This window comes from Embleya scabrispora, from assembly GCF_002024165.1.
GTDB lineage: Bacteria > Actinomycetota > Actinomycetes > Streptomycetales > Streptomycetaceae > Embleya > Embleya scabrispora_A.
In genome coordinates, this window is sequence record NZ_MWQN01000001.1 from 6,377,952 (window position 1) to 6,397,363 (window position 19,412).

Annotated in this window: 16 protein-coding genes; 5 read left to right on the forward strand and 11 right to left on the reverse strand. The window is 72.4% G+C overall.

Annotated elements, in window-relative coordinates; genetic code table 11:
- Positions 1 to 7 precede the first annotated feature (7 nt).
- On the forward strand, positions 8 to 1,402 hold the full coding sequence (locus tag B4N89_RS28125) for an NtaA/DmoA family FMN-dependent monooxygenase (RefSeq protein WP_078978573.1): 1,395 nt from the start codon (positions 8 to 10) through the stop codon (positions 1,400 to 1,402).
- Positions 1,403 to 1,441: 39 nt separating this feature from the next.
- On the opposite strand, the gene B4N89_RS28130 is transcribed toward B4N89_RS28125, so the two are convergent.
- From B4N89_RS28130 to B4N89_RS28160, 8 genes are all read right to left on the reverse strand, one after another.
- Positions 1,442 to 2,386 (reverse strand): glutathione S-transferase C-terminal domain-containing protein, encoded by a 945-nt coding sequence (locus B4N89_RS28130; RefSeq protein WP_078978574.1) that lies wholly within the window; start codon positions 2,384 to 2,386, stop codon positions 1,442 to 1,444.
- Positions 2,387 to 2,487: 101 nt separating this feature from the next.
- Complete coding sequence (locus tag B4N89_RS52710; protein WP_268812528.1) at positions 2,488 to 2,622, reverse strand: hypothetical protein; 135 nt, start codon at positions 2,620 to 2,622, stop codon at positions 2,488 to 2,490.
- A 42-nt stretch (positions 2,623 to 2,664) separates the two neighbouring features.
- Positions 2,665 to 3,753, reverse strand: a complete 1,089-nt coding sequence (locus B4N89_RS28135) for an LLM class flavin-dependent oxidoreductase (protein WP_078978575.1) — start codon at positions 3,751 to 3,753, stop codon at positions 2,665 to 2,667.
- Positions 3,750 to 5,387 (reverse strand): dipeptide ABC transporter ATP-binding protein, encoded by a 1,638-nt coding sequence (locus tag B4N89_RS28140; protein WP_235618823.1) that lies wholly within the window; start codon positions 5,385 to 5,387, stop codon positions 3,750 to 3,752. Before B4N89_RS28140 ends, B4N89_RS28135 begins: the two co-directional genes overlap by 4 nt.
- Before the next feature lie 116 nt (positions 5,388 to 5,503).
- Entirely contained in the window at positions 5,504 to 6,370 is an 867-nt protein-coding gene (locus B4N89_RS28145) for an ABC transporter permease (protein ID WP_078978576.1), read from the reverse strand.
- Positions 6,367 to 7,299, reverse strand: a complete 933-nt coding sequence (locus tag B4N89_RS28150; RefSeq protein ID WP_078979690.1) for an ABC transporter permease — start codon at positions 7,297 to 7,299, stop codon at positions 6,367 to 6,369. The genes B4N89_RS28145 and B4N89_RS28150 overlap by 4 nt, the downstream gene beginning before the upstream one ends.
- Positions 7,299 to 8,951, reverse strand: a complete 1,653-nt coding sequence (locus B4N89_RS28155) for an ABC transporter substrate-binding protein (protein WP_078978577.1) — start codon at positions 8,949 to 8,951, stop codon at positions 7,299 to 7,301. The genes B4N89_RS28150 and B4N89_RS28155 overlap by 1 nt, the downstream gene beginning before the upstream one ends.
- 591 nt (positions 8,952 to 9,542) lie before the next feature.
- Entirely contained in the window at positions 9,543 to 10,523 is a 981-nt protein-coding gene (locus B4N89_RS28160) for an NAD(P)/FAD-dependent oxidoreductase (protein WP_078978578.1), read from the reverse strand.
- A gap of 549 nt (positions 10,524 to 11,072) precedes the next feature.
- Between B4N89_RS28160 and B4N89_RS28165 the strand changes: the two genes are divergently transcribed.
- From B4N89_RS28165 to B4N89_RS51700, 3 genes are all read left to right on the forward strand, one after another.
- Positions 11,073 to 11,693 (forward strand): hypothetical protein, encoded by a 621-nt coding sequence (locus B4N89_RS28165; RefSeq protein WP_078978579.1) that lies wholly within the window; start codon positions 11,073 to 11,075, stop codon positions 11,691 to 11,693.
- 309 nt (positions 11,694 to 12,002) lie between these two features.
- Entirely contained in the window at positions 12,003 to 13,793 is a 1,791-nt protein-coding gene (locus B4N89_RS28170) for a glycoside hydrolase family 18 chitinase (protein WP_101897198.1), read from the forward strand.
- 199 nt (positions 13,794 to 13,992) lie between these two features.
- On the forward strand, positions 13,993 to 14,595 hold the full coding sequence (locus B4N89_RS51700) for a group III truncated hemoglobin (RefSeq protein ID WP_235618824.1): 603 nt from the start codon (positions 13,993 to 13,995) through the stop codon (positions 14,593 to 14,595).
- 42 nt (positions 14,596 to 14,637) lie between these two features.
- On the opposite strand, the gene B4N89_RS28180 is transcribed toward B4N89_RS51700, so the two are convergent.
- Positions 14,638 to 16,071 (reverse strand): cellulase family glycosylhydrolase, encoded by a 1,434-nt coding sequence (locus B4N89_RS28180; protein WP_078978581.1) that lies wholly within the window; start codon positions 16,069 to 16,071, stop codon positions 14,638 to 14,640.
- A 171-nt stretch (positions 16,072 to 16,242) separates the two neighbouring features.
- On the opposite strand from B4N89_RS28180, the gene B4N89_RS28185 reads away from it, so the two are divergent.
- Entirely contained in the window at positions 16,243 to 17,154 is a 912-nt protein-coding gene (locus tag B4N89_RS28185) for a RecB family exonuclease (RefSeq protein WP_078978582.1), read from the forward strand.
- Positions 17,155 to 17,180: 26 nt separating this feature from the next.
- On the opposite strand, the gene B4N89_RS28190 is transcribed toward B4N89_RS28185, so the two are convergent.
- A complete protein-coding gene (locus B4N89_RS28190) occupies positions 17,181 to 17,858 on the reverse strand; it encodes a response regulator (RefSeq protein WP_078978583.1) in 678 nt (225 codons plus the stop codon).
- A complete protein-coding gene (locus B4N89_RS28195) occupies positions 17,855 to 19,228 on the reverse strand; it encodes a sensor histidine kinase (RefSeq protein ID WP_201260920.1) in 1,374 nt (457 codons plus the stop codon). The genes B4N89_RS28190 and B4N89_RS28195 overlap by 4 nt, the downstream gene beginning before the upstream one ends.
- Positions 19,229 to 19,412: the final 184 nt, after the last annotated feature.

Genomic DNA, 19,412 nt, shown 5'->3' on the forward strand with positions numbered 1-19,412 from the left:
GGTACGCATGCCCCACTCCCAGCACCCCCGCCTCCGCACGCGCATCCACCTCGCCGCCCACTTCCCGGGCGTGAACAGCACCACCGTCTGGAGCGACCCGCACTCGGGCAGCCAGATCGACTTCGCCTCGTTCGAACACCTCGCCCGCACCGCCGAACGCGGCAGGTTCGACTTCTTCTTCCTCGCCGAGGGCCAGCGGCTGCGCGAACACCAGGGCCGCATCCTCGAACTCGACGTCGCCGGACGCCCCGACGCCCTGACCGTACTGGCGGGCCTGGCCGCGGTCACCGACCGGATCGGCCTGGCCGCGACCGCCACCGCCACCTACAACGAGCCGTACGAACTGGCCCGCAGGATCGCCTCGCTCGACCACCTCAGCGCCGGCCGCGCCGCCTGGAACGTGGTCACCTCGCCCGACGCGTGGACGGGGGAGAACTTCCGCCGCGGCGGCTTCCTGCCCCGCGAGGAACGCTACGAACGCGCCGCCGAGTTCGTCGACGCCGCCCGCACCCTGTGGGACAGCTGGGCCCCCGACGCGCACCTCGCCGACCGCGACACGGGCACGTTCGCCACCGCCGACGCGGGGCGATTCGCGCACCACGGTCGGCACTTCGCCATCGAGGGCCGATTCACCGTGCCGCGCGGCCCGCAGGGCAGGCCGGTGCTGATCCAGGCAGGCGACTCCGAGGACGGCCGCGAGTTCGGCGCCGCGTACGCCGACGTGATCTTCTCCCGGCACGGCCACTACGACGCGGGACGCGCCTTCTACGCCGACCTGAAGGGCCGCGCCGCCCGACACGGGCGCGCCCCCGACGAGATCAGGATCCTGCCCGCGGTGACCGCCGTCGTCGGCGCCACCACCGAGGAGGCCCGGGAGAAGGCCGCCTGGATCCGCCGGCAACAGGTCAGCCCGCGCAACGCCATCCACAGCGCCGAACAGGTCTGGGGCCGCGACCTGTCCGACCTGGACCCCGACGGCCCACTCCCGGACTTCGACCCCGTCGCCGACGGCACCTCGATCAGCCGCGGCCGGGTCCGCTCCGGCACCGACCCGCTGGAGACCGCCCGCGCCTGGCGCGAACTCGCCGCCGCCAAGGGGGGCTTGAGCCTGCGCGAGGTGGTGATCGAGGTGGCCGCACACCAGACGTTCATCGGCACCGCCGAGCACATCGCGGACCGGATGGAGGTGCACGTGCGCGACGGCGCGAGCGACGGCTTCATCCTCGTACCGCACCTGACCCCGACCGGCCTCGACGACTTCGTCGACCAGGTGGTGCCCATCCTCCAGGAACGCGGCGTCTTCCGCGCCGAGTACGAGGGCACCACCTTGCGCGAACACCTGCGCCTGCCCACCCCCGGCCCGGCGGCCGGCAGCCACCGCCACGACGACGTGGCGGTGTGAGCCCGGCCCGAAGCCGAAGCCCCCACCGCCCGCGCCGACTCAGCTCCAGTCGTTGAGCGCGATCGACACCCCCGAAGCCGCCGGGCCACGACAGTGGCTCCGGTGGTTTCGGGCGATGTGGTCCAGGCGCAGGTTGTCGCGGAACGCCGGGATCAGGTTCAACCGCCGCGCGTACGCCCACAGATGCGGGTGCGCCGCGAGCCGGTGCACGTCGGCCGCGTCCAAGTGCCGCTTGTGCACCGCGTCCAGGTGCACGAGGGTCACCCACAGGTGTACGTCCGCCGAGGTCAACCGATCGCCCAGCAGGAACGGCCGCACCGCGAGCCGCCGTTCTGCCACCGCCAAGGTGGCCAGCACGGTGTCCATCGCCTCCGCCCGCCGCGACCCGGCCGGCGCCCGCCCGGCCCGCTGCGCCGCGTCGGTGACGTCCTCCTCGAACAGGGTCTCCAGCGCGCACAGTTCCTCGCGCCGATCGGCCGGATACAGATCCGGCCCGCCCCCGAACGCGGTGGCCAGGTCGCGCAGCACGTGCGGCGCGTGGTTGCTGACGATGCGTCCGCTCCACCGGTCCCACAACACCGGCACGCTCACCGGCCCGTCGTAGTGGTACTCGGTCGCCTCGTACGCCTCGCGCAGGAACGCGAACCCGCCGACCGGGTCCAGGCCGTGGCCGTCCCCGTCGCGAAACGCCCAGCCGCGCCCGTCGCGGACCGGGTCCACCAGCGAGGTGCCCACCACGTCGCCCAGGCCCTTCAGATCCCGGGTGATCGCCACCCGCAGGGACTTCGGGCAGGCCAGGCACAGGTACAGGTGGAAGCGGTACGGCTCGGCGCGGAACCCGGCGCCGATCCGGCCGCGGAAGCGCTGCATCGGCGGGCGGATGGTCTCCAGGCCCGGCAGCGGCGACCCGGAGTGGCGGGCGCGGTAGCGCCCGTGGGTGCGGAAGTCGATCGGTCCGGCGGCCTTCGGGGGTGTCGTGGACATACGGGTCTCCCTCGCGCGGGTCGTTGAGTGTGGCAACGGTCGAGACGGCACGGCACGGCGCGATCCGACCCCGAAACGCGGGCGGACCGGTGGCGTGAAACTCAGACCGCGCGACAACTCGCGCTGCACACGCGCAGGAAGTCGATGTGGCGGCGGATCAACAGGTGAACGGCGATCAGGACCCGCGCCCTCGGCAGAACCGGGCGGGGGCCCGCGTGACACACGCAGCCGTCCATGGCTCGGATTATTCGCTCTGCGGAGCGCCCCCGCAAGGGCCTTCACCGATCCTCGGCGCCGATTCCCGAACCGGCCGATCCGGCCCCCTCCCACACCCGTGAGGGCAACGCACGACGCAACTCCGGCGCCACCTCGTCCGCGAACAGCTCCAACACCGCGCGCCGTTCCGCCCGATCCAGCCCCTCCGTCCCGATCGCCTGCACCTGATGTCCGTACGCGGCGTGGTAGCGACCGATCTTGTCCACGATCTGCGCCGGACTGCCCACCAGCGCCGGGCCGTTGGCGACGTTGTCCTCCAGCGACGTGAACGGCGAACGGTTGTGCTGCGCCGCCGCCGACTTCGCGAACGCGTCGTAGTACGGCCGATATCGCGCCAACGCCTCCTGCGAGGTCGGCGCCACATAGCAGCCGCCCGCACCCGAACCGACCACCGCGTCCGCCGGATCGTGCCCGTACGCCGCCCAGCGCTCGCGATAGTGGTCGATCAGATCCGCGTACTTGGCCATCGGATGGAACCCGTTCGCGGTGAACAGCGGATCCGCCCACTTCGCGGCCAACTCCGTGGACGCCCGGCTGGTCGCGCTGCCGAGCCAGATCACCGGCGCCCGTCCGTCCGCCCGCGGGAACGGGCGCGGCTGGGTGGTGACCTCGTGCAGCGGGCTGCGAAAACGCCCCGACCACGTCACCTTCTCCTCGCCCCACAACCGCCGCAGCAGCTCGAACTTCTCCTCCTGCAACTCCCACTGATCCGCCTCGTCGAGGCCGAACAGCGGGAAGTGCCGGGGATCGTTGCCCTTGCCGACCATCAGATCCAGCCGGCCCCCGGACAACTGGTCGACCGTCGCGTAGTCCTCGGCCACCCGCACCGGATCCAGCACACTGATCACGGTCAACGTGGTCAACAACCGGATCCGCGAGGTGCGTTGCGCCACCGCCGCCAAAATCACCGGCGGCGCCGAGGACAGGAACGGCTCGCCGTGCCGCTCGCCGACCCCGAACGCGTCGAATCCCAACTCCTCCGCCAGCGCCGCGCTCTCCACCAAGTCCCGGAACCGCTCGTGCGCCGGCGCCTGTTCGCCGGTGAGCGGATGCGGCGCGTTGGCACCCAGGGTGAACACCGCGAACTTCACGACACCGCCCCCAGCGGTCGCGGGCGCCGCCGCCCCGGAATGGCCGCGATCAACTCGCGCGTATACGGATGGGCGGGCGCCGCCAACACCTGCTCGCAGGTGCCCTTCTCGACCAGCCGACCCGCGCGCAGCACACCCACCCGATCGGCGATCTGCCGCACCACGGCCAGGTCGTGCGAGATGAACAGGTAGCTCACCCCCAACTCCTCCTGGAGCCGGGAGAGCAGATCCAGGATCTGCGCCTGAACGGACACGTCCAGCGCGGACACCGGCTCGTCGCACACCACCAGATCCGGCTCCAGCGCCAACGCCCGCGCGATCGCCACCCGTTGCCGCTGTCCACCCGACAACTCCGCGGGTCTGCGGCGCAACACCTCCGCCGGCAGCGCCACCTGGTCGATCAGAACCGCCGCCCGGGCCCGCTGCTCCGCCCGGGAGCCGACCCGATAGGCGCGCAGCGGCTCCTCGACGATCTCGGACACGGTGAAGCGCGGATCCAGCGACGCGTACGGGTTCTGGTACACCAACTGCATACGCCGGCGCAGCGCCCGTGCCTCGCCGCGCCCGGGCCGGGTGACGTCCCGGCCCTCGACCAGGACGCGGCCCCCGGTGGGCGTCTCCAGGCCCAGGATCATCCGCACCGTGGTCGACTTGCCCGAACCCGACTCGCCGACCAGCGCGAAGGTCTCGCCGCGCCGCACGGTGAACGAGACGTCGTCCACCGCGCGCAGCGTACGCGGCCCCTCCTTGGTCCTGGGCAGCGCGAACTCCTTGACCAGCCCGGTCACGGTCAACAGCGGCTCGGTCCGCGGCACCGGATCGCGGACCGGACGCGGCCGGGCCCGCCGCCCGGTCAAACTGGGCGCGGCGGCGATCAACCGCCGGGTGTACGGGTGTTCGGGATCGGTCAGGACCCGCTCCGCCGGCCCCTGCTCGACCACCTCGCCCCGCGACATCACCACCACCCGCCGGGCCCGGTCGGCGGCCACCCCCAGATCGTGCGTGATCAACAACATCGCGGTGCCGTGCGCGGAGGTCAGTTCCTCGATGTGGTCCAGGATGCGCCGCTGCACGGTGACATCGAGCGCACTGGTCGGCTCGTCGGCGATCACCAGCTTCGGCCGGCACGCCAGCGCGATGGCGATCAACACCCGCTGGCACATGCCCCCGGACAACTCGTGCGGGAACTGCCGTGCGCGCAACGCCGGTTCGGGCAGTCCCGCCTCGTCGAGCGCGGCCACCGCCCGTTCGGCGGCCTCCTTCCCGCCGGCCAACCCGTGCACGATCAGCGCCTCGGCGACCTGGTCGCCGATCCGCCGCACCGGATTGAGCGAGACCATCGGGTCCTGCGGGATCAGCCCGATCGCACGGCCGCGCACCGCACGCAGGTCCCGCTCGCGCAGCCCCAGCAGGTCCCGATCCTCGAACAACACCCGCCCCGCGCCGACCCGTCCGCCCGCCGGCAGCAGCCCCACGATCGCGTGCGCCATGGTGCTCTTGCCCGACCCCGACTCGCCCACCACCGCCACCACTTCACCCGGCAGCACGCTCACGTCGGCGGCCGTGACCGCGTCCACCGACCCGTTCGACGAGCGATACGACACCCGCAACCCGCGAACATCCAGCAGCGGCACGTCGGCCGAAGGCACCTCGGACGCCCCCGACACCCCCGACACGCCGGGCGCGCCCGCCACCCCCGAAACCGCCCCCTCCGCCCGCCGAGTCCGCCCACCGCGTACCAAGCCGCCGCTCACCGCTCCCGCCTCCGCTCTCCGTCCAGCGCCCGCGACACGCGGTTCGCCGACAACACCGTCGCCGCGATCACCAGACCGGGAAATGTGGTCAACCACCACGCCGTGGCCACGAACCCGCGCCCGTCGGAGATCAACACGCCCCACTCCGGCGTCGGCGGCGGCGCGCCGAACCCCAGGAAGCTCAGCGCCGACACGGACAGGATCGCCACGCCGAACTCCAACGCGGCCAACACGAACACCGGCCCGGACGCGTTCGGCACCACATGCCGCGCCAGGATCGCCCCCGACCGCACCCCGCTCGCCCGCGCCGCCTCCACGTACACCGACGAACGCACCCGCAACACCTCGGCGCGCATCACCCGGGCGAAGGAGGCGACACTGGCCACCCCCACCGCGATCGCCACCTTCGTGGTGCCGAAACCCAACGCGCTCACCAGCGCCAGCGACAACAACAGCCGCGGAATCGCCTGCACCACGTCCACCGTGCGCATCAACACCGCGTCGAGCCACCCGCCGACGAACCCGGCCACCAGGCCGAGCCCGCCGCCGACCACCAGGGCCACCGCCACCGCGACCACCGTCGCCCGCAACGAGAGCGAACTGCCGTGCACGACCCGGGTGAACAGGTCCCGCCCGAGCTGATCGGTACCGAACAGGTGCGCCCCGCTCGGCCCCCGCAACCGCTCGCGCGGCGTACCCACCAGCGGATCCCCGTCCGCCAACCACGTCGGGAACAGCGCCGCGACCGACACCAGCGCCAGTACCACCAGCGAGAGCAACAACCCGGGCCGGCGCAGCACGAACCACGCGTGCCCACGCGCCGCGGGCACCACCCGCGCGCCGAACGCGGTCGCCGTCGTCACACCGTCCTCCCCACCCGCGGATCCAGCAGCGGATACAGCAGATCCACCACCAGCGCGACCACCACGAACACCCCCGCGGCCAGCAACACCACGCCCTGCACCACGGCCAGGTCCTGGGTGTCCACCGCCGCCGCCGTCAACCGGCCCACCCCGGCCCGGGAGAACACCGTCTCCACCACCACCGACTCCATCAGCAGATTCCCCGCCACCACCGCCGCCAGCGTCAGCGCCGGCAACGACGCGTTGCGCAGCGCGTGCCGCAGATGGATCCGCACCCGCCCCGCCCCCTTGGCCCGCGCGGTCTCCACATACGGCTCGGCCAACGCGGTGGTCAGGCTCTTCGCCAACACCTGCGCGATCATCGCGCCCGCCGGCAACGCCATCGTGATCGCCGGCAGCACCAGGCTCTCGAACCCCTCGTTGCCCATCGCCGGCAGCAGCCCCCACTGGAACGACACCACCTGGACCAGCAGCAGACCCACCCAAAAGCCCGGCATCGAGATCCCGATCGCGGGCAACGACAACAACACCTGACGCAGCGCCCGCACCCGGGTGAACGTGGCCGCCAGCGCCACCGCCCCGCCGCCGAGCACCGCCAACACCATCGCGCACCCGGTCAGCGCCAGCGTCTGCGGCAGCGCGTCGGCGATCGTGCGCACCACCGGCGCCCCCGTCTGGGCCGATCGCCCCAGATCCCCGCCCAGCGCGTCACCCAGGGCGTGCGCGTACTGCAGATACAGGGGGTCGTCCAGGCCGTACTCGGCACGCACCGCGTCGATCTGCGCCGACGTCGCGGTGCCTTCCAGGCCGCCCAGCTTGATCGACAACGAATCCCCGGGCAGCAGATACAGCACCACGAACGAGACGGTGAACGCCGCCCACAACACCACCACCGCCTGGAGCAACCGGCGCACCAGATACCCGCGCATCAGCCCACCCACGTGTCGTGGAACTGCAGCCGCGAGGACGCCTCGAAGGTCAACCCGTGCACCTTCGGACCCAGCCCGTGCACCTGCGCGAGCTCGAACAGCGGGACCACATAGGCGCGATCGGTGACGATGCGCTGCGCCTCGGCGACCTTCGCGAAGCGCTGCGCCGGGTCGAGGTTCTGCGCCTGGTCGTCGAGCACCGTGTCCAGGTCGCCGGAGGCGATCCTGAGCCGGTTCACCGTCCTGGTGCCGAACAGGGTGCGCAGGATGTCCGGGTCGGAGCGGGTGACGTTGTAGTAGGCGAAGTCGTAGTCGCCCGCGTTCTGCGTCTGGTTCTGCTCACCGGCGGCCAACTTGCGCAGCCGCAGGTCCACCCCGACCCGGCGCAACTGCTGCTGGACCAGCTCCAGGACCGACTGGCTGGCGTTGAACAGCGGCGCGAAGATCACGTCCACGCTCAGCCGGCGCCCGTCCTTGACCCGGACGCCGTCCGAGCCGGCCCGCCAACCGGCCTCCTCCAGCAGTCGTTTCGCCCCCTCGGGGTCGTATCCCAGCTGCGCGGACAGGTCGACGTAGCCGGGTGTGACCGAGGCCAGCGGCGAGGTGGCCGCCTTGTACTTGGGGGTGAGTACGGTCTGCGCCACCTCGGGCCGGTCGACCGCCTTGGCGATCGCGCGCCGGACCGCGTCCTCGCCCAGGATCGGGCGCGAGACGTTGGCCTGGAGCATGAACACCACGCCCGGGTTGGGCCGGGTCAGCACGGTGTAGCCGGCGGCGAAGCGGGCCTCGTCCTGGGGCTGGACGTCGCTGATCGCGTCCACTTGGCCGGACTCCAGGCTGCCGGCGCGCACCCCGGACTCGGGCACGATCTTGAACACCAGCCGATCCAGGTACGCCTCGCCCGGGTGGGCGAACAGCGACGAGCCCCAGCCGTACCCGGTGCGCTTGGCCAACTCCACGCTCTGGTTCGGCTTGTACGAGCGCAGCGTGAACGGGCCCGAGCCGACCAGGTCGCCCTGGCAGCGCTGTTCGGGCGTCTTGGCGAGGGTGGCGGGGGAGAGCAGGCCCAGTGACATGGTCGAGGTGGCCTGGAGGAACTGGGCGCTGGGCGCCGCGAATTCCACGCGCACGGTGGTCGGGTCGAGCACCGCGGTGCCCCGGTAGCCGGCGAGGTAGCTGCTCGCCACGGTCGCCTTTGCGCCCAGCGCGAGCACCGCGTCGAAGTTGGCCTTGACCGCCGCGCCGTCCAGCGGGGCGCCGTCGGCGAAGGTCACCCCCGGGCGCAGGTGGAAGGTGAACGCGGTGGCCTGCGGGTTCACCTCCCACGAGGTGGCCAGCCACGGCTTGATCTCGCCGGTGCGCCCGTCCTGGTCGGTCAGCGAGTCGACGAGTTGGCGGCCCACGTTCAGGCTCGCGTTGGTGCCGAACTGCTGCGGGTCCAGGCACGTGGGGTCGGCGGCCAGCGCGAAGGTGAGCGTGCCGCCGGCCTTCGGCGGGCCGACCTCGACGGAACTCGCCGAAGGGCCGCCGGCGCCGTTGCAGGCGGCGACCAGGGCCAGGGCGGCGGTCGCGGCGGCGCCGGAGCCGGCGACGCGGCGCAGTCTTCGGACGTGGGCGGAGGCGGGGTCGGCGGCGAATCGCGAAAGGCGCATGTATATCTCCGGGCAGGACGAATTCACGCGGCGGCGCGCGGGATTTCGGGCAGGCGATATCCATCGATGCACGCGCGCGCGGCGGCGTGTGAAACCCGACGGAAATCGGGCCGGCGCGGGACGCGGCGCATCGAGGGCAGGAATGTGGAACGGCGGGCGGACGCCCCGCGATCACCGGTGTCGGCGGGATCGACGAGGGGGGTCCGGCGGCGGAGCGGGCCGGTCCGCGGCGGTCAGCGAGCCCGACAGGCCGAGCTGTGGACCCGGCCGAAATCGACATGCCTGCGCGTGCACAGGGGAGTTCGCGGGCGGTGCACGGCCGCGCCCGGCGGCGCGACGGCCTCGACACGCCGCGAGGAGACCCCCGGCGTGGAGGCGGTGACCGGCACCACGAGCGTCATGACGTCCTTCGACAACAATGGATCGATATCCGTACCGGCGAGAGCCTATCGAGTCCGCAGTGGCGACAACAAGTGGTAATTCCGCTTTTCGGCGCGGGTATGCGAAAACCCGCATCCGGCGGGCAATACCCGCGGCCCCGGCGCCGCGATATCGCCGGCGCCGGCGCCGCACCGCGCGGCCGCCGACGGCCTACGGGACGTCGGAGGAGTGGCCGGGAAAGACGTGCGCCGAGGGGTCGATCACGGTCATCGCGTTGTTGACGGCGGTTGCCGCCTCGCCGAAGCCGGTGGCGATCAGCTTGACCTTGCCGTCGTAGTCGACGATGTCGCCGGCGGCGAACACCCGCTCCAGGTTGGTGCGCATCGCCTGGTTCACCACGATGTGCCGCTTGCGCTGCTCCAGGCCCCAGTGGGTCATCGGGCCCAGGTCCGCGATGAAGCCGAGCGCGGCCACCACCGCCTGAACCGGCAGGGTGCGTACCGCGCCGTCGAGTTTGCCGACCACATCCGCCGCCCGCACCTGCCCGTTGCCGTGCAGCGCGGTGACCTCGGCGGAGGTGATCACCTCGGTGGTGGAGGCCAACACCCGCCGCACGGTGTGCTCGTGCGCGCGGAACTTGTCCCGCCGGTGGACCAGCGTGATCGACTTGGCGATCGGCTCCAGGCTGGTCGCCCAGTCGAACGCCGAGTCGCCGCCGCCCACGATCAACACGTCGAGTCCGGCCAGATCGGCCAGGCGCGGCACGAAGTAGCGCACACCCTCGCCGGTGAACGCGTCGGCCGCCGGCAGCGGGCGCGGACTGAAGGTGCCGATGCCGCCGCTGATCAACACCACCTTGGTGCGCACCACCAACCCGTTCGCGCAGGTGACGGTGACACCCTCCTCGTCCTGCGCCAACTGCTCGGCGCGGTGCCCGAGGAGGTAGTTCGGCTCGAACGGGGCGGCCTGTTCGACCAGCGCGTCGACCAGGTCCTGGCCCTTGATCGCGGGGAAGCCCGCGACATCGTAGATCATCTTCTCCGGGTACATCGCGGAGATCTGCCCGCCGGGTTCGGGCAGCGAGTCGACGAGCGCGGTGCGCAGGCCCCGGAAACCCGCGTAGTAGGCGGCGTACAGGCCCGTCGGGCCCGCGCCGACGACGAGCAGATCGGTGTCGACGGTGGTGGACACACGCGCTCCTTCCCGAGCGGGGTTGCCCGGACACTAGCCCAAGGACACACGGGCTTCTCCGAGTTCGTGCCCCGCGTCACACGAACGGAAGCACCGACCGCGCGCGAGGTAGCCCAACGGTGGGCAAAAGTCCATACGTGGCCGTATGGAAACCGTGGAACTTGTTCTCATCCGGCCCGCCGGTCGTTAGGGTCCCGTCCATGGAGTTCTCCTGCGCGCCGCGGCGACGATCGGCGCTTCGGCGCAGATCGCGATGGGCGCCGACCACGGCCGCGCCCGGCCTCGGCGCCACGGCCCGCCCCGGGTTAGCCCCACGGCCGCACCGCCCGCCCGCGCCGCGCCCGGTCGACTCACCCTCACGGGCGAAGGCGAACGCGTGTGCGGCAAACTGGCGGCGCCCGCGCACCGCGGCGTGATCGAGGTCGCCTGCCGGCGGCTCGGTCTCGATCCGGTACGCGAGTTCGCGGTGCCGCGCCCGAGGGGCGAGGCGGCCGCACCGACCGATCCGCTTCGAGCCCGTTCGAATCCCGCACGACCGCGAGGACGCACATGACCCTGTTCCCCGGCAGGGACTCCGACGTCACCACCGCCGTCGCCGCTCTGCTGGCGAAGTGCCGACTGTCGATACCCCGCACCTGGATACTCACCGCGCTCGACTACGCGTGGCACGACGAGCGCCCCGTCGTGGTCCTGCGCCATCAACCCGCCGGCGATCCGCGCCCCGGCGGCGCACACGCCAGCGTGGTGGTCGACCGCGCCGACGGCACCCTGCTGGGCTGGACCCGGCTGGACGGCCCGCGTCCGGGGCCGCTGCCCGGCACCGAGGAGGCGCACGCCGCCGCCGAGGCGTTTTGGCACCACGTCGATCCGCTGCACGCCGAGGGGCTGACCGTGCAGTGGGTCGCCCAGCACGACGAGACCATCGCCACCACGTCCGGCCGGGCCGGCGCGGTGAGCGGAATGAGGGTCAACGCGCGTCACATCAACGGGCTCTACACGTGGGCGGTGCTCGCGGGCGACCTGTCCGTGCTCACCTACGAGCGCGACGTGCAATGGGACGAGCGGGCCGCCCGGCGGCGCACCCAGATGTGGCTGCACGACCGCTGGCGGGCCGCCGTGGACGGCACCGCACCGGCTCCCGGCGCGCCGTACGCACCGGCCCGTCGCTGACTTCGTACCGAATCAACTCCCGGAAAATTCCGGCAAGTTCATCAAACCCCCAGCTCACGCGGGTCCTTCGGGGCCCGCGTGCGGCGTTTTCGGCGCCGGGCACGATGGTTGGTCCAGACCATTTTGGTACAGACCATTGACCTCTGGTCCAGACCTTTCCTACGCTCACGGAACCCGCGGTGGGGTGCTCGTCGAATCGTTTCCCCACCGGCAGGTGCACGTCCCCGCATGTCTGGCCCCACTCGAGGAGCACCCTTGAGCACAGGAACCAAACAACGCACCACCCTGTCCCGACGCACTCTCGTCGCCATGATGAGCGCCCTGCTGCTTCCCCTGGCGGCAATGGTCGGCCTCGCGTCCCCCGCACAGGCCGCCGGCACCACCGCGACGTTCGTCAAGACCTCCGACTGGGGCTCCGGCTTCGGCGGAAGCTGGACCGTCAAGAACACCGGCACCGCCGCGATCAGCTCGTGGACCCTGGAATGGGACTTCCCCGCCGGCACCGCCGTCGGCTCGTCCTGGGACGCCACCGTCACGCGCACCGGCGACCACTACAGCGCCAAGAACGTCGGCTGGAACGGCACCGTCGCCCCCGGCGCCTCGGTGACCTTCGGCTTCAACGGCACCGGCCCGGGCAACCCGACGGGCTGTAAGATCAACGGCGCCTCCTGCGACGGGGGCCCCACCAACCCCGGCGACAACCCGCCATCGGCGCCCGGTACGCCCGTGGCGAGCAACGTCGGCGACAACGGCGCCACGCTCACCTGGAGCGCGGCGACCGACGACCACGGCGTCAAGAACTACGACGTGCTGCGCGGCGGCACCAAGGTCGCCACCGTCGCCACGACCACCTACACCGACGGCGGCCTCGCCGCGGGCACCGACTACACCTACACCGTCGTCGCCCGCGACAACGCCGACCAGACCGGCCCGGCCAGCGCCCCGGTCACCGTGCACACCACCGGCGGCGGCAACCCCGGCGGCGGAAACGCGGTCAAGCTCGGCTACTTCACCAACTGGGGCATCTACGGCCGCAACTACAACGTGAAGAACATCGTCACGTCCGGCTCGGCCGCCAAGATCACCCACATCAACTACGCCTTCGGCAACGTCCAGGGCGGCAAGTGCACCATCGGCGACTCCTACGCCGACTACGACAAGGCGTTCACCGCCGATCAAAGCGTCAGCGGCGTCGCCGACAACTGGGAGCAGCCGCTGCGCGGCAACTTCAACCAGTTGCGCCAGCTCAAGGCCAAGTACCCCAACATCAAGGTCCTGTGGTCCTTCGGCGGCTGGACCTGGTCCGGCGGCTTCGGCCAGGCCGCGGCCAACCCCGCCGCGTTCGCCGAATCCTGCTACAACCTGGTCGAAGACCCGCGCTGGGCCGACGTGTTCGACGGCATCGACCTCGACTGGGAATACCCCAACGCGTGCGGCCTGACCTGCGACACCAGCGGCGCCGCGTCGATCAAGACGCTGCTCGCGGCCACCCGCGCCAAGTTCGGTGCCAACAACCTGGTCACCGCGGCGATCACCGCCGACGCCTCCTCGGCCGGCAAGATCGACGCGGCCGACTACGGCGGCGCCTCCGCGTCCGTCGACTGGTACAACGTGATGACGTACGACTTCTTCGGCGCCTGGGACGCCAAGGGCCCCACCGCCCCCCACTCGCCGCTGACCTCGTACACCGGCATCCCCAAGGACGGCTTCAACTCCTCGGACGCCATCGCCAAGCTCAAGACCAAGGGCGTACCGGCGAGCAAGCTCCTCCTCGGCATCGGCTTCTACGGCCGCGGCTGGACCGGCGTCACCCAGGACACGCCCGGCGGCACCGCCACCGGCGCCGCCCCGGGCACCTACGAGGCCGGCATCGAGGACTACAAGGTGCTCAAGAGCAGCTGCCCCACCACCGGACTCGTGGCCGGCACCGCCTACGCCAAGTGCGGCAGCAACTGGTGGAGCTACGACACCCCGGCCACCGTCGCCTCCAAGATGCACTGGGCCAAGGCGCAGAACCTGCGCGGCGCGTTCTTCTGGGAGTTCAGCGGTGACACCACCAACGGCGAACTCGCGGCCGCGATCCACAACGGCCTGGGCTAGCCCCGAAGGCGCGGCCACGAACGCGGCCGCCTTCACCGCTTCGTGACCGCACGGTCGTGACCGGGCCCACCGGGGTGCCCGGTCACGACACCCCCCGAGCGGGCCCGCCGTCCACCGGCGCGGACGACGGGTTCGGCACAAACCGCGCGGGCGAGGTCCCAGGACCCCGCCCGCGCGGCCGTCCGCTTACCCTGGCCCGGTGAAACCCGCGCACCCCACCCGCCTCGACCTCGGCCTGCGCGCCCGCACCGAAGGCCCGGCCGCCGCCGCGGGCCCCACCGTGAAGCCGGCGCGCCACCCGGACATCGAGACCCGCGCCGACCTGGAGACCCTCCTGCGCCGGTTCTACCGAGCCGCCTTCGCGGACCCCCTCATCGGCGCCCACTTCACCGAGATCGCGGGCACCGACCTCGAGACCCACCTGCCGCGGATCACCGACTTCTGGGATCGCGCCCTGCTACGCGGCGCCGACTACCGAGGCGACCCGCTCGCCGTCCACCGCGCCCTGCACGAGGCCGCCCCCCTGACCGCCCGCCACTTCGGCCGCTGGCTCCAGCTGTGGCACGCCACGGTGGACGGCGCCCACACGGGCACCCGCGCGGAGCGCGCCAAATCCCAGGCCGAACGCATCGCCCAAGCCATGCTCCGCCGCCTCCCCACCCCCGACACGCCGGCCGAGCGGCCCCGAGGCGGCTTCATCCCGCTGAGCACCCTGCACCTGCGCCACCCCGACACCGGACACAACGCGCCGGGCTCGGCCCCCACGGCGCGCTCGCGGCGAGAGGCCGATCGCGCCCGCTGACCCGGCGGGCGGCGCGTGGCGCGGCCGGCGGCGGCCGAGGACTCAGACCGTGACCGTGACCGTGTAGCGCCCGGGCGTCGGCGTGGTGATGCGGGCCGTGTCGTCGCGTTGCTCCGTGCGGGCGCGGCCGGGGCCCGACACCCGGACCGTCGGGGGCTTGGCGTACACCTCCTTCGGGAGGGTGATCTCCGTGGGCGCGTCGGCGCCTCGGCGGGTGGTGAAGGTCAGCGTGTAGGTGCGGGTGTCCGCGTCGTAGCGGTAGCTCTCCGGGTTTCCGGCCACGACGCGCGCAAAGGGCTGGATCAGCAGCCTGTTGTTGGGCTTCATGCGGCCGTCGGCGTCGAAGGTGCAGTAGCCGCCGCCGTCGCACCACTGCCAGCCGGCCCAGCCGGTGCCGAAGCGGTCCATGGCGGCGGTCATGCGCCGGTAGAACAGCGCGATGTTGGGCAGCGACTGGTCGGGCGGGCCCCACTCGCCCACGATCAGCGGGAGTTCGTTCGCCCTGGGATAGGCGGTGATCGCGGCCTCGTAGTTCTCGATGAAGCCGCCGGCCGGGTCGTAGTCGGCGCCGGTCTCCATCGCGCTCTCGTAGAAGTGCGGGGCATAGGCGACCTTGTCGTCGCTGATCGGGCCGAGCGCGGTGGGCACGCCGAGGCCGACGATCGGGGTCGGCTCGACGAAGATCCAGTTGCGCCGGTCGACGAGGCGAATGGCGTCGGCGAGCCGATTCCACGTGTCGGTGATCTGCGTCGATTCGAGCCGGGCGGCGGCGGTGGGGATGTCCTCGCCGTCGCGGAAGCGGCCCATCGGCTCGTTCATCAGGTCGTAGCCGAGCACCGCGGGATGCCGGCCGAAGGCCGCGGCGACCCTGGTCCACATGGCCGCCTGCGCGCGCCGCAGATCACGATCCTCATACAGATGATCGAACGCGGCCTGCACGCCGGGCGTGTAGTACTCGGCGAACCAGTCGCCGGGCACCGGCTCGTACGGCAGGCCCTCGTCGCGCGTGGTCCACTCGGGATTGCCGCGGTGATCGGAGAAGTACGGCCCGTACACGTCCTGGTGCGCGTCGAGGATCACCTTGACGCGGTACTTGTCGGCCCAGTCGAGAATGCGGCCGACGCGGGCGAGATAGTCGCGGTCGTACCGGCCCGGACGCGGCTCCAGGTCGTCCCAGAAGAACAACACCCGGGCGAGGTTGAAGCCGCGCGAGGACAGTTCGCGGAACTGGTTCTCGGTGACGTCCTCGAACGCCCGCGCGCCGCGGTGTGCCTTGTCGCCGATGTTGAAGCCGCGCCACTGGGTGGCCCGCCCGTGCTCGTCGGCGATGAAGGTGCGCTCGCCGACGGTGATCTTGTCGGGGCCGCGGCCGTGGTGCCCGCCCTGCGCGTACGCCGGGCCGGGCAGACCCGCCAGGAGCAGGCCGCAGGCCAGTGTCGCGGCGCCGAGCAGTCGGGTGCGGATGGGGACGCGCATGGAACCTCCGTCGGAACGAGGGGGAGGGGACGGGGAAGGCGTGCGTGGAGGCGCGGGCCGGATACCGCGCCTCGCGGAGCCGGACTCTACTGACTGGTAGTCGCGATGGACAGGGCCTTCGACCCGCGCGGGGCGCACAGGGTGTCGCCGTGCGCGCATAGGGTGTGCGGCATGAGTGCCAGCCCCTCCGAAGCCGCCGACATCGTGTCGGCCGATGTCGATCCCGCCGCCGCGCCGAGTGTCACGGTGCCCGCCCAGGCCGGTGCGCCGGAGTCGCGGCCGCCGGTGTCGTTGTCGCCGTCGCGGGCCGCCGACTTCATGCAGTGCCCACTGCTGTATCGGCTGCGGGTGATCGACAAGCTGCCGGAGAAGCCGAGCGCGGCGGCCACGCGCGGCACGGTGGTGCACACCGTCCTGGAGAAGCTGTTCGACCTCCCCAGCGGGCAGCGCACGCCGGAGCGGGCGGTGGCGATGGTGCGGCCGGCGTGGGACGCGCTGTTGGCCGAGCGGCCGGAGCTGGCCGAGTTGTTCGGCGAGGACGCCGCGGGACTGGGCACGTGGCTGGCCGACGCCGACAAGCTGGTGGAGCGCTACTTCACGCTGGAGGACCCCAACCGCCTGGAGCCCGCCCGGCGCGAGCTCTACGTGCAGACCACGCTGGAGGACGGCCTGGTGCTGCGCGGGGTCGTGGACCGGCTCGACGTGGCGCCGGCGGGCGATCTGCGGGTGGTGGACTACAAGACGGGCAAGGCGCCGTCGCCGATGTTCCAGGACAAGCCGCTGTTCCAGATGAAGTTCTACGCCCTGGTGTTGTGGCGCCAACACGGCCGGGTGCCGCGCCGGTTGCAACTGGTCTACCTGGGCAGCGGCGACGTGATCACCTACGACCCGGACGAGGGCGAACTGCTCGCGGTCGAGCGCAAGCTGCGCGCGCTGTGGGAGGCGATCGACCTGGCCACGCGCACGGGCCAGTGGCTGCCGCGCAGGTCGAAGTTGTGCGGCTGGTGCGACCACCGGGAGGTGTGCCCCGAGTTCGGTGGCACACCCCCGGTGTATCCGCTGCCGGTGGTGCCGGCCCCGTAGCGGTCCGGCCGGGCCGGGCGGGGCGCTCAGATGGCGCCGGGGCGCACCAGGCCGCTCTCGTAGGCGTAGACGGCGGCCTGGACCCGGTCGCGCAGGCCGAGTTTGGTCAGCACGTGGCCCACATGCGTCTTGACGGTGGTCTCGCTGACGTACAACTCGGCGGCGATCTCCGCGTTGGACATCCCGCGCGCGACCAGGCGCAGCACCTCCACCTCGCGCTCGGTGAGCATCGCGAGCGTGTCGGGGGTGGGGTCCTCGGCGGAGGGCAGCCGGGCGGCGTACATGTCGAGCAGGCGCCGGGTGATGCTGGGCGCGAGCAGCGCCTCGCCCTCGGCGATGACCCGGATGGCGGCGACGAGGTCGTCGGCGGGCACGTCCTTGAGGAGGAAGCCGCTGGCTCCCGCGCGCAGCGCCTCGACCACGTACTCGTCGAGGTCGAACGTGGTGAGCACCAGGACGCGGGCGGCGTTCTCCCCGTCGCGGCCCGATCCGGCGATCCGGCGGGTGGCCTCGACGCCGTCCATCCGGGGCATGCGGATGTCCATCAGCACCACGTCGGGCTGTAGGGCGCGGACCTGTTCGACGGCCTGTTCGCCGTCGGCGGCCTCGCCGACGACGGCGATGTCGGGCTCGGCCTCCAGGATCATCCGGAAGCCGGTGCGCAGCAGCGGCTGATCGTCGACCAGGATGACGCGGATCGTCATGGGCGGGTCTGCTCCAGTCGGTCGGGGGCGACACCGTCCGGCGGGGCGGCGGTGTCGGTGGGGTTCGTGGCGGACAGGGGGATGCGGGCGAGGACTTCGAAGCCGTCCTGGGCGCGGGGTCCCGCGTACAGGCGTCCACCGTAGAGGGAGACCCTCTCACGCATGCCGAGCAGGCCGTGTCCGGTGCGCTCGCCCGTGGGCGCGGTGCTGCCGCCGCGGCCGTCGTCGGCGACGCGCACCAGCAGTTCGGTGCGGCTGTAGCGCAGCAGCACCCGGGCCTCGGCGGGGCCGGCGTGCTTGAGCGTGTTCGTGAGGGCTTCCTGGACGATCCGGTAGGCGGCCAGGTCGATGCCGGGCGGCAGGGCGCAGGGGGCGCCCTCCAGGGACAGCTCGACGGGCAGCCCGGCCTCGCGGACCTGGGTGACGAGGGTGTCGAGTTGGTCCAGGCCGGGCTGGGGGGCGTTGTGTCCCTCGTTGGGACCGCCGACGGCGTCGGTGGTGTCGCGCAGGATGCCGACGAGGCGGCGCATCTCGACGAGGGCGCCGCGGCCGGTCTGTTCCACGGCCGCCATCGCCTCCTTCGCCCGGTCGGGGTTGCGCGCGACCATGCGCTGCGCGGCGGAGGCCTGCACGGTCATCACCGAGACGTGGTGGGCGACGACGTCGTGCAGTTCGCGGGCGATGCGGCCGCGCTCCTCGGCGATCGCCGCGCGGGTGTCGGCTTCGCGGGTGCGCTCCAGGCGCTCGGCGCGGGCCTCGAGCTCGGCGGTGTAGGCGCGGCGGAAGCCGACGCTGCGGGCGAAGGCCCAGACGGCGAAGATCGCGGCGAGGTTGGCCACCACGTCGAGGAAGACGACGTCGCTGTCGCGCAGCGCGAGCCAGACGACGGTGGCGCTCTCGGTGAAGCCGAGCGCGACGGCGGCCGGCACCCGGGAGCGGCCGACGGCGACCGCGTACAGCGCGACGATCTGGCCGATGCCGGCGCCCGCGGACTCGTAGTGCGCGCCGGCGAGGAGCAGCCCGGCGGCGCTGACCGCGACGAGCACCCGCAGCGAGTGTGCGCCGCGCCACAGCAGCGGCACGGCGGTCAGCAGGGCGAGCAGCACGCCCCACACGTCGGGGTCGCGCACCTCGCGCAGGCCGAGCTCGCGAAAGTACAGGCCGCCGACGGCGAACACCGACAGCAGGACCACCAGGGCCAGGTCGAGCACGGTGGGGCGCGGCCACGGCTGACGCGCGTCGCGGCCGAGTTCGTGGACGATGTCGGCGAGGCGGGCCCGTGGTCGCACGACCCGGGGCGCGAGGTCGCTCGGGGCGGGTCGGTCTGAGGTCCCGGCGGGGGTGTCCGGGTCGGGGGTCACGGCGCGCACGTCTCTTACGGTAGGGCCCCCGGCCGGGGGTTTTGACCCCCCGGGGGCCCGGTCTCGTCCCCTGGGAGGAGCGGTGGGGCGATCTCCTCCCAGGGGCGGAGTCGCGGTCCGTACTCAACGGTGTGGCGGGGCGCGCGAGGGAGTGCGGGACAACGCGAGGGACTTCCCTGAAGCCCCGCCCTTT

Coding starts and splice junctions, on each gene's coding strand:
- B4N89_RS28125 (WP_078978573.1), top strand. CDS start 8: ATGCCCCACTCCCAGCACCCCCGCCTCCGCACGCGCATCCACCTCGCC.
- B4N89_RS28130 (WP_078978574.1), bottom strand. CDS start 2,386: ATGTCCACGACACCCCCGAAGGCCGCCGGACCGATCGACTTCCGCACC.
- B4N89_RS52710 (WP_268812528.1), bottom strand. CDS start 2,622: ATGGACGGCTGCGTGTGTCACGCGGGCCCCCGCCCGGTTCTGCCGAGG.
- B4N89_RS28150 (WP_078979690.1), bottom strand. CDS start 7,299: ATGCGCGGGTATCTGGTGCGCCGGTTGCTCCAGGCGGTGGTGGTGTTG.
- B4N89_RS28155 (WP_078978577.1), bottom strand. CDS start 8,951: ATGCGCCTTTCGCGATTCGCCGCCGACCCCGCCTCCGCCCACGTCCGA.
- B4N89_RS28165 (WP_078978579.1), top strand. CDS start 11,073: ATGACCCTGTTCCCCGGCAGGGACTCCGACGTCACCACCGCCGTCGCC.
- B4N89_RS28170 (WP_101897198.1), top strand. CDS start 12,003: ATGATGAGCGCCCTGCTGCTTCCCCTGGCGGCAATGGTCGGCCTCGCG.
- B4N89_RS28180 (WP_078978581.1), bottom strand. CDS start 16,071: ATGCGCGTCCCCATCCGCACCCGACTGCTCGGCGCCGCGACACTGGCC.
- B4N89_RS28185 (WP_078978582.1), top strand. CDS start 16,243: ATGAGTGCCAGCCCCTCCGAAGCCGCCGACATCGTGTCGGCCGATGTC.
- B4N89_RS28190 (WP_078978583.1), bottom strand. CDS start 17,858: ATGACGATCCGCGTCATCCTGGTCGACGATCAGCCGCTGCTGCGCACC.